Here is a 13,724-nt window from a genome sequence, read left to right on the forward strand (position 1 = left end):
TTGATATGAAACTTGGCATGGTAGGACTTCCTAACGTAGGAAAATCAACACTTTTTAATGCACTCACAAATGCGGGTGCAGAATCTGCGAACTATCCGTTTTGCACGATCGAACCGAATGTGGGCATTGTTTCGGTGCCTGATGAAAGACTTGACAAGCTGGCTGAGATGTATCACCCTGTAAAGTTTACTCCTGCAACACTTGAATTTGTTGACATTGCAGGTCTTGTAAAGGGTGCTTCAAAAGGTGAGGGACTTGGAAACAAATTTCTTTCAAACATAAGAGAGGTGGACGCTATCGTTCACGTTGTAAGATGTTTTGACGACCCTAACATCATTCATGTTGACGGCTCTATCAATCCTCGCAGAGACATTGAAACTATAGATTTGGAGCTTATTTTCTCTGACGTTGAGCTTATCGAGAGAAAGCTTGACAGAACTAAAAAGGCAATGAAAGGCGATAAATCTCTTGCTTCTGCTGTAGAGTTCCTTGAAAAGCTCAAAGAGCATCTTGAAAGTGGCAAGCCTGCACGTTCTTATGACATGACAGAGGACGAGCTGGAGATACTTAAAGAAACACCGCTTCTTTCACTTAAGCCTGTTATCTATGCGGCTAACCTTTGCGAAGATGATTTCAGAAACAATATCGAAAGCAACGAGCATTACAAGGAAGTTTGCGAGATCGCAAAAGCGAAGGCTCGGCTGTGTTCCCGATATGCGCGCAGATAGAGGCTGAGATATCTGACATGGACGACGAGGACAAGGAAATGTTCCTTGCAGACCTCGGTCTTGAAACTTCAGGTCTTAACAGAATAATCAAGGAGGGCTATTCGCTTCTTGGTCTTATTTCATACCTGACAGCAGGCGAACCTGAGGTAAGAGCTTGGACTATCAAAAAGGGAACTAAAGCTCCACAGGCGGCAGGAAAGATACACACTGACTTTGAAAAGGGCTTCATCAGAGCTGAAGTTGTTTCATTTGACGATCTTATGAGCTGTGGCTCTATGACGGCGGCTAAGGAAAAGGGTCTTGTTCGTCTTGAGGGTAAGGATTACGTTATGCAGGACGGCGATATCGTTCTGTTCAGATTTAACGTATAAAGCGTAAGCTACACAAAGGCAGGCTGAAATATGCTTGCCTTTTTTTATGTGCAATATGTATGTTTTTTGTTATTATATTTGTTTAAAATCACAAAAGTAAATTTAATTTGTGTTATAGATTTTTTCATATATTGATGATAGAATGTGATAGTAAAAATTAAAGATGATAAATGTAATAGTTAGGTTTTTGGAGGAAAAGTAATGACAAAAAACATGACAACGGGCAGTCCGTTCAAGCTTATAATGAGCTTTGCGCTTCCTCTGCTTTTAGGAAATTTGTTGCAGCAGACATACAATCTTATTGACGCTGCAATCGTGGGAAGATTTCTTGGTTCTGACGCTCTTGCAAGTGTCGGAGCTTCAAGCAGTGTGCAGTTTTTGGTGCTTGGTTTCTGCATGGGAACAGCCTGCGGCTTTGGCGTGCCTATTGCAAGGCATTTCGGAGCAGGGGACATAAAAAAGCTGAAACAGTATTTTTACAATTCTATTGTTATAACCGCCGTTACTGCGTTTGTATTGACCACAATTTGTGCGGTGCTTTGTAGTGAGATATTGAAGCTTCTTTCAACTCCGTCGAATATTTTTGATGACGCATATAAATATCTACTGGTGATATTTCTTGGCATACCGTTCACACTTTTGTATAACCTGCTTTCAAGCGTATTGCGTTCTGTTGGCGACAGCAAAACGCCATTTGTATTTCTTGCTATATCAACGGTTTTGAACATTGCACTTGACCTTGTGTGTGTTATCGTGTTCAGGTGGGGCTGCATGGGTGCGGCTATCGCTACGGTCGTTGCGCAGGCGATAAGCGGAATACTATGTGCTGTATTTATTATGAAAAAGGTCAGCGTGCTGAAACTTACCAAAGAGGACAGAGTTATGTCAAAGCCTGCGGTGCTAAACCTTATAATAATGGGCTTTCCTATGGGACTTCAATATTCCATAACGGCTATCGGCTCAATGGTCATGCAGTCGGCTAACAACAAGCTTGGAAGCATTTATGTGTCAGGATTCACCGCTGCGGCGAGGATAAAGCAGTTCACAATGTGTCCTTATGACGCTTTTGCAACAGGTGCATCTGTTTTTGCAAGCCAAAATCTCGGTGCAGGAAATCTCAAGCGTATCAAAAAGGGTATACGCATTGGAGTTGGCGTTGGCATGACATATGGAGTAATAGCCGGTATTGTACTTATATTCTTCGGCAGAGAGCTTTCGCTTATCTTTGTGAATAAGTCAGACGCAGCAGTGCTTACTGCTTCAGCCAAATATCTATTCTACGCAGGCTTTTTCTATTGGACGCTCGGTATACTCAACACTTGCAGAATGTGTACGCAGGGTCTTGGATATTCTGGACTTGCTATATTCTCAGGAGTGACGGAAATGATAGCTCGAATTTCTGTAAGTATGATATTTGTGCCGAAATTCGGTTATCTTGCAATCTGCTTCACAGATCAGGCGGCATGGATAGCGGCTTGCTTGTACATAGTTCCTGTTTGCATATATTGTGTGAACAAGGCAGGCAGACACATTGCAGGAGATCACGGACTTCCTGTGGAAAATAAATAAGTAAAAGGCAGCTCTGAAAAAATCAGAACTGCCTTTTGTTATGCCTACTTGTTTATAGCTTTTTTAAGTTGTAAGACAACTTCGCTGTAGTATCTTGGACTGACATCGCCAAGTTTCATGTTGTCATTGTATGCAGCGTCGGGAAGTCGGAAGTAAAGCTCTTCCACGGTCACGTCCTCTATCTCGTAATAGCCGATGTATGTTCCTGAGAATTTAAGCTCGGCGGTCATGCCTATGTTGAGGAGCTTGCCGTCGGGATCTTTTTCCTTGCCTGAGATATCATTTCTTATGAACTCATAGAAAAAGCCTGCGTCCTGTGCCTGACCTTTATACCAGCCTGCTTTGGTCATGCGGTTGACTAAAGTGGTGTTCGTTATCTCGGTATTCTTGAAGATCTCGCAGGCGGTCTTATTCTTATCGCTTTCCGCTACTTTGTATACCTTCCTTCTTAGCTGGTCGAATGGCTGTATTATCTCGTAATCATCAAGCTGTTCCAGCCAAGCTTCTTTTTCATGTTCAGTAAGCTCCAACGGGTGAACAAGCCCTATCTGCATAACCTCGGACAGCTCTATCTCATCATCATCTGAGTTTGTAAAGCTGCCGTCGTCAAGATAACGGAACGAAGTTTTAAGGCAGCCATTTTCGTAAATACCCCATATAAGACCTATCGCAAAGCAGTGCATGAGAGGATTTTTTACAAAGAGAGCTTTCCAAGCTTCTGCTGTCCACTTACGATCAAGCATAAGCACATATTCAAGACGCTGTTTCTGTGCGCCAATAACAGTTTTCATTTGTTTTTTCATTTCCTTGAAATCAGCAGTAGCCTTTTCTGCGAGGACAGGGTCGTCATTAACGCCTATTTTAGGGAGATTTTTAAGCTTTTTCTCGCCCTCGAATATTTCTATATCGAGCTGTGGAGTGAGATAAACGGAGAATTTTCTGCTTCCAAAATCAAAGGTGCGGCACATTTTCTCGTCAAAGCCCATGTCAGGTACTATCTTGTCCGCAAGCTCCTGCGTTGTCAAGCCAAGCTGTTTAGCGGCATTGGCAAGTGCGTCAACTGCGGCTGCTCTGACCGCACGACTCTTATATTTTCTTGAAATATTGTCTACAGTCATAAGTGCATAGGAACTGCCGTTCAGAGCTACGGCATTGACGGCTTTAACCGCAAGGGCAACACGCATATTTAATGACTGTTTCGACCATTCTTTTATGTAATCCGTCAGGCAATTTATTGCTTCATCACCGCCGTAAATGGCCGCAAAATACATTGTCCACTTTGTTTTCGCTTCTGCACCTTTTTCAAGCCAGCGGCTCAGGACTTCAAGGGCGAATGTTTCAAGCTCGTCAGCTTTGAGCTTCTGGGCAAGTGTCTTGCCCTCGGGTGGGAGGGTACCTTCGTCTGCGTTTGCATATGTAAGCAGGAGAGCCTGCAAATAGATATCCTCAGTGGCTGTATCATCGGTGAAGTGAACAGGTGCAAAAGGCTGTTCAAAAAGCCAGAGAACTTTCTTGCTTTTTGTGCCTTTGGTGAGCGCAGTCACAAGGTCTTCATCTGATATTTCGGCAGGCTTTGCTTCGCTGCCCAAAAGTTCAGATATTTTCGATTTTAGTTTGTCGGATTTTTCTGTGGAATAGGCTTTTTCAAGCTCTGTGCGGTAGGCGTCAGCACCTTGATTTTCAATTATCATAAGTGCAGTTTCACGCTTGGCTGATTTTTTCTGAGCAAGAAGTTTGCAAACATCATCGTGCCAATCTTTATGGGCGGATATAACTTTCACAAGCTCTGCTTTTATTACCTTACTGTTATCATCACAAAGGGCAAAAAATTCGTCTTTGTACTTGTTGCTGTCTGCGATATCAAGAAGCCTTATATACAAAAGTCGGCTGGACACAGCCATTTTGCTTACGTCAATAATGGTGGCTTTGTCTTTAAATTCTGGCATGATAGCGGTTATCTTATTGATGATGACTTCTTTACAGTAAGAGCTGTCTATCTGCCAGCCAAGGGATCTTATGATTATATCTATTGGCAGACCTGATCTTACCATTGCACGGACGATGAACTCGGTGTTATAATAAAGATCGTTGCCTATAAGCTGGAGGGGGTCACTTGTATCTTTAGACGCTCCTATGGAAAGGGCGGCGATACAGCGGATAATAAAATCGTCCTCTCCATATGCAACAATATAGTACATTTTCTTATGTCTGCCCTCGCAGGCTTCTTCGTCTGCAAAGGGGAGTATCGTGTCTATTTCTGCTTTGCCCATGATATATGCGTATATCTCGTCACTGTGCTTGAAATGTTCGGCAATAAGTTTGGCGATACGTTCCTGATGGGTAGCTTTAAGACCAATTGCTTCTGCGTTATATTTAGGGTCGGTGGCTTTGAGCATTTTCTCCATTGTGATCGCTGTGTCAAATGGAGCGTTTTTCATTGTTTCTATGAAAAGCTGTGGGTGATCTTTTGCGAGCTTTACCATTTGCGCTGGATAATTCCCATTTCTGTCAGGTGATTTGACAAAATGCAGAATGTATCTATCTGTAAGACACTGTGGTTGAGCTTCGATAAGGTCGAATATCCTGTTGGTGGAAAGCTTCATATATATCAGCCCTTGGGTAAGATCGTCGTAATATTTCACAATGTTTTTATCGAAAAATGCACGGTATTCTTTTACAAAATATGACGCTTCTGCATATGCGGCAAGAAAAAGACAGAAAACGGCTGTAGTTGTTTTGGGCTTTTTTTCGACTACTTCGCAAAGCTTTTTTATGGCAATTGCCGCTGTATCAGGAATTTTTGTTTTGCCGAGCAGGCTCTTTCTAGGCAGTTCGGTTGCGTCCAATGCGTAAACGCACAGGAGAAGATGTGCGATAATATCGTCAGCGTCAACATATTTGAATGTCCTTATGGCATCATCAGCGGAATAGACAGGATTTACATTGAAAACGTAATATATGGATTCATCTGATCTGTGTGATATCTCTGTTGATATCCAGACTGCTTCTGCGTTCTCACCATAAAAATCGGTGAGCGGCTTCATATACATGGCCTTGTTTTCGGAATATATATAGGCATTGCCAGACAGCGCATCTGTCATATATCGAAAATATGGACCCGTTGCCATTGAACTGAAAATAATATAACGGTCTTTAAGCTCCTCACTATCTGAACCTGATATCTCACTTTTTACAGCTTTGATAAGCTTTTCACGATAACTATACTGCATGAGTTTTGGATAGTATCTTGTTGTAATTTTTCTCATCAGGTCATTGTTTCTAGGCTTTGTGATGTCAAGATATTCAAGGGCAAGGTCTATGGTCTGCTGGTCAAAACCAAGCTCCTTTAGGGCGGTTTCAAGCTTTATAAAGCTTTTGGTGCTTTCGTTGTAGATCATTTTTTCTCCTCCATATTATTTATCGCACTGAACAGTGCTAATTTTTGTGTGCAAAGTCTGATATACCGCATTGTGTTGCCTGCGGCAGTGAAGATATCAAGGCTTTTGTCTGCGGTGGTGTGTCTTGCATTTTCGCACAGCTTTGTGAAGATTCATAGCGTTTTGCAAGTTCTTTAAGTCCGCATTGGCGTATGCTTTGAGCGTGTTCGTCTGCGATAACAGAGTTCACTCCGCACTCCATTGCCGTGACTATCCTCTTGTCGGTTTCTTCGGTGGCGTCAAGAAGCTCGCTACACATTCCATAGTCTTGGTCTGTATCATTCTCGACAGGTACAGGAACATTGTCAGGCGGATCAATAAAATCATAGACCTCTATTGGGAAAAGCGTTAGCCTGCCGTGGTCGATATACCCCTGAGCCAGCAGGACGTAGTTTTTGTGCTTCTCTTTTAGCATTTTGCCACCTATGGTTTCAAGCGTGGAAATAAATTCACGATTTTCTGCTGTGTATTTTGCGGTGACGGATATTTGTCTATCACTGCCGTCTTTTATAATAAAAATCTGCTGTTGAGTGTGCTTGTCAAAATATGAAGCGACGCACTCTTTGGGGTGAACGAAATAAAGTCGGTCGGTCTCCTCGTCGCTTTTGTTTGCGGAGATCTTTTCCGCAAGCTTTTTGAAATCGCTGACAATAAGCTCACGGAGGGCAAAACAGTTTAGCTGTGCAGGACCTGCGCCTATGGCGTTGGTCTTTGACGATGAGGACAAATGTCCCATGCTCACCTTGGCGTTTTTGAGCTTCAGCTCTGTGCACATATAGCTGTTTAGAGAGCTGTCAAGATCCCATACAGTTGTGCTTTCGGCAAATCGTCTTGACTTTCTTTCATAGAAAGTGGGGCGCAGATCGCTGTAGGTTAGAAAGCGCTGGTGAGATGTTCTGTCTTTATTGAGAAAATAGTAGATACAGCCAGTGTATTCGCCACTGACATTTCTTGTGCCTATAGGCAGAAGTTGGAGTGCCCCCTCATAGTCGGTGTATTCTCTGCGGAAGGTGCCGAGCATTTCTTCTGTGATGTCGGCTTTTATAAGCTTGTTCATGCTGTCAGCATATTCAAACATTTTGTGAGTGAATACCTGCGGACTGAATGAAGCTCGCCTTGAAACACAGTCTTTAAGTCGGCTGCCAAGTTCACGCATTTGTCTTTCTGCCTCAGCCATTCTCAAAGCGTGGCAGGAAACTGCGGCAAGCTCAAAATTATCGGGGTTGCTATCTTCGGCTCTTACAAGGCCTCTGGTAAATATTCCGGACATTATTTTTATGCACTGTTCGGCACATCCTTTTATCTTTTTCTGGGTATCCTGAGAAAGCGAATTTATTTCAGGTTGGTCGGGGAGTTCAATTTCTGCTTGTTCAGGCTCGGAGGTTATGACCTCTGGAGTGATATCCTCGCCGTCGTACGGTGGAAGCTGTGCTTTCAAAAGCAGTATGGCTGTTATAATGTGCCTGCACATTCCTCTTGAAACACAACTGCATTGACTTTCATCAAGTGGTGATTTTATGGTGCAGGTTTCACCGTCTAATTTTACTATGTAACATTCATGGATTTTTTCAGCCGAAAGGGTCATGTTTTCGGATTCCTTCAACGCACGTTTGTAAATGCCCTTGTTTGAAAGCTCAATAAGCGTTTGTTCGTTTGCAATGTTAAGCTGTTTATCGATTACGTCCAAGATGTCATCTCCTATGCAAATATTTTTCCGATGTAATCCCCAAGCTTATCAGGGGTAAGACCGCCCACGAATGAGCCTATATCTGCAAGCTTCTGACCTGTCGCCTTGTCATAGGCAGGGTCGGCATTTTCATCAAGGGCGGTAAGGAATGAGAGATGTGCGCCGCTTGTGATTATATTTTTGCTGACGTTCATAAGCTGTGCTTCACTGCCGCCCTCGTAAAGGTCTGTTACCACGATAACGCAAGTGTCACGGGGCGTAACGATAAGGCTTTCGCAGTAGGAAAGGGCTTTTGCAATATCTGTTCCTCCCCCAGCTGAACGCTCATTATTGTCTGAGCAGGGTCGTCTGCATGGTCTGAGAGGTCAACGATGCTTGTATCAAATATGATGAGCTTCACCTCTGCAAATGGCAGTTCGGAAATTATCTGCGCCATTACTGCACTATAGATGACTGAACCGAGCATTGAACCGCTTTCGTCTATGGCTATGATAATGCGCTTTTTGTTATGCTTTTTCACACGTCCACTGAAATAGATATCTTTCAGTATAAGCTGGTTGCTTGCTTTGTCATAGTTTTTCAGGTTTCGGCGGATAGTCTTTTTGAAATCGAGGTTTGCAGAGCATTTCATAACTGACGATGTGTTTTTATCAAGCCTGCCTGTAAGGCTTCGCTTTATGGTCATATCAAGCTTTTGTTTGATATCGTCTGCCACCTGTTTTGCTATTTTTACAGCCGCCTGCAACACCTCGCCGTTCATGAGATGTTTGAGCTGAATGATAGTTTTAGCAACGCTATATCAGGCTTCATTTCTTCAAGAACCTTTTTATCGGTAAGAAGCTCGGTCATGTTGAACCTTTCCAAAGCTTGACGTTCAAGCACATCGGCAGTCTGCTTTGGAAATAGCGTTCTGACTTTTGTTATCCATTCTGCGGCGTTTAGCACACTGCCACCCTGACCGCCTTGCCTGCTGTTCTCGTTCCTTACATCGTCACCTTGCGCACGGCTATAGAGATAATCGAGTAGCTTTTCCATATCCTGAAACGTTATTATCTCTGCTTTGTCACCGGTAAAGGAAAGGCTTTTGTCAGACATTCCTCCCAGCACGAGCCGCCAGCGGTTGACGGATATGGCTTTGTTTTCATCTGTCATGGCTTTTCCTCCTCAGACAAAAGTTTAACTATCTCTTTATCTATTTTCTCACCGAAGCTGTATAGCCTTTCGTTTATAGTTTTTTCCGTAAGAAGCTCAGCACTGTCAGCGTCATAAAGCTTTGCGACAGCGGTGGCTGTCTGCTGTATTTCATAGGGGGTGAAACAACTGAAAGCAAGCTTCATGGAGGGAAGTATCTCTATAAAATCGTCATAGTCAAGTCCGCAGATAAGCGTGTCTGTCATTCTGATGAAAGAATCGTCCGTCATGATGATATCACGGGCGGCATTGAAAAGTCCGTGAAGAAACTCCGCTCCTTGTATCTGAACATTCCTGTCGCCTTTGAGATAGCTTGACATTGCCTGTTCAGCAAGCTTACGGTGGTGGGGGTCAAAGGCGTAAAGTATGCCAAGTGCTGTGCCGTAAACAAATGGGTCTTTATCAGATTTGCCGCAGAGAGAAAGCAGGGCGTTTTCATAGTCCTGACGATATTCTCTAAAGCCGTCAGTGACAGCTTTCTGCATTGCGTACATTATCGCTGCACATTCTGCAATGTGGTCGTCTTTCACCGACGCCATATCAGGCAGTGCTGTGATTATCCTTGTCATGCACCGCTTTGCACAATTTTCTGCGGCGGAAAACTCGGTATTATAAAGCTGTTGGAGTTCCATAAGAGTGATAAAATGCCTTAGACCTCTGCCTACAGAGAAAAAGTCACCGTCTGAGTTAAGAATATTCTCGGCACAAGCCTTGTCATCGTCAGAGAGTTCTAAGCCCATTTGGAAGCAGTCCACAAGGATATGCGCCGCAACATCACAGTGTTTTTCATGGCGAAGTGTTCTTGAAGCACAAGTGCGGCAGGCTTCTTCAATGGTGAAGCCGTCGGCAGTATGGTCTATGAGTGCAACGTCTGTGGCAGGGACTTTTTTGTATACCCATTCTTCACGGACACGGCTTCTATCTTTTCGCCTATGTAAATCAGGTCCTTTAGTTCGCTGGGCAAAGTCTGTGCCTAGAAACACCATTCTGTGGAAAAATCTGCTTATTTCCATGCCGTTTGCAGTGGTAAAAAGTGAAACTTCCGTCTTATTAGGGGTAACTGTTTTTATTTTAAGTCGAAACCTTTTACACTGCTTTTCAAAATCAGCGATAAGCGGAGGAACGTGGTTTATATCACCTATATGACCTGTCTTGTCGCCTGTGGCAAGTTTGTGCATAAGGTCGATAGGCAGGGCGGAGGATATTGTTTTCTCTCCCTTGATAAATGACGAGGTTATGGCGTCCTCAAGCTCGTAAAGTCCACATTCATGACAGCCACGAAGTGTGGCAAGTCCACTCATCATAGACTGCGCTGCGGAAGCGTCAGCCATTGACACTGGGATATCATGTTTATCACAGGCTCTCACTGTACCTATGAGCAGGTCAAGAACTGTGTCGCTGTAAACACCTGCCGGGTCATCGCAGTGGATTAGCTTGTTCATCACGCAATCATAAAAATAAGGACGCTGTATACCAGAGGCATATCCACTGAGAGCGTCTGCTGCTTCATAAGAATAAGCTACGGGGAAACAGCCCTCATCTTTTTGAGAGAGCTTGTGAAGCTTTTCTTTTTGGATATTATCACTTTTCAAAAGCTCATAAAGTCCCAAACTGTGGAATCCGCCTGTTATAGCAAGGACTTTTTTGTTATCTTTAAGTGCTTCTTTGATACGCAATGCCATATGGTTTTCTCTTGCAAGAGTGCCGTCTGCCGCAAGATCATCTTCTGTTTCGTCATTTCGTGTGATAATGCAGTAGGTGTACATTTGCTGTACAAAATCTTGTACAGAAAGTCTGAGTCCCTCTATTTCAAAATACTTCTCCCAGAACTCTTCAAAGGTCCTTAGATCTGTTTTCTCGCAAAGCTTTTTGCAGAATTTGCTGTATATAAGTCTGCTGTCATCAGTGTAGCTGTGTTTGTCCTTATTACTGCGAAGGCCTTTATTTACGGCTGTGGTAATAAGTATCTCGCTGTAGGGAAGATCTATAAAGCGTGCTTCTATATCCATGGCTGCGGCTGTTTTCAGAGCGTTATACTCAGGTGAAGCATAGATAAAAGGGTAGTAGCATTTATAGTCCTCGGCTTCATCACTGATAAGCTTTTTTCTGTCCTTGTAGTAATAATAGAAAGCCGCAGGGAGTTTTGTTCTCTCGTCCGTCAACACACCTATCATATCATTGGCGTTTTCAGGACCCTCTATAAGTATGACATCGGGCTGATATTCTTTAATTGCTCTGATGAGTTGCCACGAGCAGACAGGGCTGTGGTGTCTTACAGGAAAAAGCAGAAATGGCTGAGAATAGTCAAAAGGTATTATTTCAGATACTTGGCTGTATCCAGATATTCTGTCCATATGCCTCCCTCACTTGCACTTTTTTCCTTAACAGCGATCCTGAAATAGCTTTTGAGCTTTTCAAGGTCGTCTTTGTTTTCCTTACAAACTGCTCCTAAAAGATTCTGCGTAAGCTCTTTGAGATCAGTTTTTCCGTCGCCATAATAATATGCATTGCTCATAGTTTGATAGAAAACGGACACAGCTTCGGCCGTACTCATGACGGCGGTTGGTTTTTCAAGCTTAGTTCCCTCTGAGGTAATGCCCTCACGAAGCTCATGATATGTGACAGCAAGAAGTTCAGCAGCGTCGGTGTCTATAGGCTGGTCGATATGACCTGTTTTTGCAAGGTCTTGTGCTTCGCGGATAATGATCTCCTTTTCAAGCCTTACGTCACGAACAGGCTCGACAGTCTCAAAATTGAAACGTCTTTTCAAAGCACCTGACATTTCATTTACGCCTTTATCACGGGTGTTTGCGGTACCGATTATATTAAATCCTTGCTTGGCGAAAACAATTCCTTCGTTTTCAAGCTCAGGGATATTGAGTATCTGGTCGCTCATTACAGAAATAAGGCTATCTTGGATTTCTGCAGGGGTACGAGTTATTTCCTCAAATCGTGCGAAAATGCCTTGTTCCATGCCTATGAGCAGGGGAGCAGGCACAAGGGCTTCACGGCACGGACCTTTTGAAAGAAGCATGGCATAATTCCAGCTATATTTTATCATATCCTCGGTAGTTCCAGCCGTACCCTGAACTGTGTTCGTGCTTATGCCGCAGCAGGCAGCAGAGAGAAGCTCTGAGAGCATAGTTTTTGCTGTGCCTGGTTCACCCACCAGCATAAGACCACGGTTTCCGGCGAGGGTGATTATACTGCGCTCAACAAGTGCGTCATTGCCATAAAATTTACGCTTTATCTGCATTTTGCCATCGGCAGTTTTGATGATTCCGCCTAATATAAATGTTCGCACTGCCTTTGGCGACAGCACCCAATTCTCAGGCTTTTTACCAATATCAACACTTTTCAAGGCGTCAAGTTCATTTTTGTAGCGTATCTCAATGGGCGGTTTTATGTATTCATTCGTCATAGCAATTATCTCCTAAAAGTTAATTTATCAGTAATAATTATATCATATTTTGCTGTTATTTACAATAAGCAGGGGGATATTCAGCTAAATTGACAACGAACAGATGTTTTGGTTGTGCATTTTGACAGTTAGGATTGGGTATAAAAAAACCGCTTCGCATTTCTGCGAAACGGTTTGATAAATGAGAACGAAATTATCTCTTGGAGTTTAAACATTCCAATTTGGCTTTTTTGTTGCAAATCAAAAACACACTAAAAGCAAAGTATTTTCGCTAAGATACTAGAAAGTAGCTTTTTCAACTTTCTTCGTTTTATTATATGTTGCTGTAACTTAGTTGTCCAAAAGTTGTCCAGAGTTGTACAACTAAAATGGCGTGGTTTTGCGTACCTGAGCGATATGATAACTGTAGAGAGAACCTATGAGAATTATTCTAACATGACATTCATCCATTTGTTATCATACAATACTTTTAAGAGAAAGTCAAATACAATATGGAGATAATTGTAAGATGGGCATTATTAAGGAAACTCAAGTTGCATTTATTTAGAGAATTATTGCCCTTACGGGCTGTGTTCGGTTAGTATCATTAGTTACTTGAAACAAACATAAATAATGTCCGAAATTACCAAATTCAACTTTTGAAAAAATGATACAACTTCAAACAGACTGTTCTGCTTAATAATATTGAGGAATAGAAGAACTTGAGAATTGTTTTTACTACATGGCGAGAGATTTGATATTTTATAGTCTTATTGAAGGAAAATGCAGTTGTATCTTATGATGCGGTTATACATTAAACTTTATCGGAATAGGAGAATTAATTCCGAATTGATCAAAAATATTTTTTTCATCATTTACTACTTTATCAAAAATTTCTTTTAGTTTATTTTCTGATTCGGTCTTTGGTGGATATGTCTCAATAGAATTAGCTATTTGCGCTATTGTAACTCCAAGCAAATTTAAGTTCTGCTTATCTATAGCATATCCATATCCTTTTGATCCAGTACTTTCACCAACTAAATCTGCTAATACTTTATATACATATTCAGACCTATAAATATCAGAAAAATATTGCCTTATAACCTCGAGATTATTCTGATAATTACGACTAAGTGCGTATATATTATGTTGGCTATAGTTGCGCCTATCATATAGGTTGACTTTATTACCCACAATTGTAGCACACATATCTGAATATAATTTGTTGAACAATGAAATGATTTCACCAGATTTCCCCATTTTATCACTATTTAGCCAATATATCAAACTACTTATAAATTGTAATTTATTATATTCAGTTTTAAAATTATGGATAATTTC

At 42.2% G+C, this 13,724-nt stretch carries 7 protein-coding genes and 2 pseudogenes; 2 read left to right on the forward strand and 7 right to left on the reverse strand.

Going from position 1 to position 13,724, the window contains the following annotated elements; translation table 11 throughout:
• The first annotated feature begins 5 nt into the window (after positions 1-5).
• Both ychF and DW793_RS07060 read left to right on the forward strand, forming a co-directional pair.
• Positions 6-1,099, forward strand: a pseudogene (gene ychF / locus DW793_RS07055) (redox-regulated ATPase YchF).
• A 201-nt stretch (positions 1,100-1,300) separates the two neighbouring features.
• Positions 1,301-2,668 carry an MATE family efflux transporter gene (locus DW793_RS07060; RefSeq protein ID WP_118157479.1) on the forward strand — a complete coding sequence of 456 codons (1,368 nt, stop codon included), beginning with the start codon at positions 1,301-1,303 and terminating at the stop codon, positions 2,666-2,668.
• Positions 2,669-2,712: 44 nt separating this feature from the next.
• Here DW793_RS07060 and DW793_RS07065 read toward each other — a convergent pair whose 3' ends face one another.
• The 7 genes and pseudogenes from DW793_RS07065 to DW793_RS14605 all read right to left on the reverse strand — a co-directional run.
• Positions 2,713-6,066 (reverse strand): DUF4132 domain-containing protein, encoded by a 3,354-nt coding sequence (locus DW793_RS07065; RefSeq protein WP_118157480.1) that lies wholly within the window; start codon positions 6,064-6,066, stop codon positions 2,713-2,715.
• 37 nt (positions 6,067-6,103) lie between these two features.
• Complete coding sequence (locus DW793_RS07070; RefSeq protein ID WP_118157481.1) at positions 6,104-7,792, reverse strand: hypothetical protein; 1,689 nt, start codon at positions 7,790-7,792, stop codon at positions 6,104-6,106.
• A gap of 11 nt (positions 7,793-7,803) precedes the next feature.
• A pseudogene (locus DW793_RS15290) lies at positions 7,804-8,552 on the reverse strand (VWA domain-containing protein).
• Positions 8,549-8,944: a hypothetical protein gene (locus DW793_RS15295; protein ID WP_252969720.1), complete on the reverse strand. Its 396-nt coding sequence runs from the start codon at positions 8,942-8,944 to the stop codon at positions 8,549-8,551. The pseudogene DW793_RS15290 and the gene DW793_RS15295 overlap by 4 nt, the downstream one beginning before the upstream one ends.
• Positions 8,941-11,337, reverse strand: a complete 2,397-nt coding sequence (locus tag DW793_RS07080; protein ID WP_118157482.1) for a DUF5682 family protein — start codon at positions 11,335-11,337, stop codon at positions 8,941-8,943. The genes DW793_RS15295 and DW793_RS07080 overlap by 4 nt, the downstream gene beginning before the upstream one ends.
• A complete protein-coding gene (locus DW793_RS07085) occupies positions 11,298-12,404 on the reverse strand; it encodes an ATP-binding protein (protein WP_118157483.1) in 1,107 nt (368 codons plus the stop codon). Before DW793_RS07085 ends, DW793_RS07080 begins: the two co-directional genes overlap by 40 nt.
• Positions 12,405-13,190: 786 nt before the next feature.
• On the reverse strand, positions 13,191-13,724 hold a 534-nt coding region (locus DW793_RS14605), incomplete at its 5' end, for a hypothetical protein (RefSeq protein WP_181988314.1).

Origin of the sequence: Ruminococcus sp. AM31-15AC, from assembly GCF_003462045.1 — a bacterium.
Taxonomy (GTDB): Bacteria; Bacillota; Clostridia; order Oscillospirales; family Ruminococcaceae; genus Hominimerdicola; species Hominimerdicola aceti.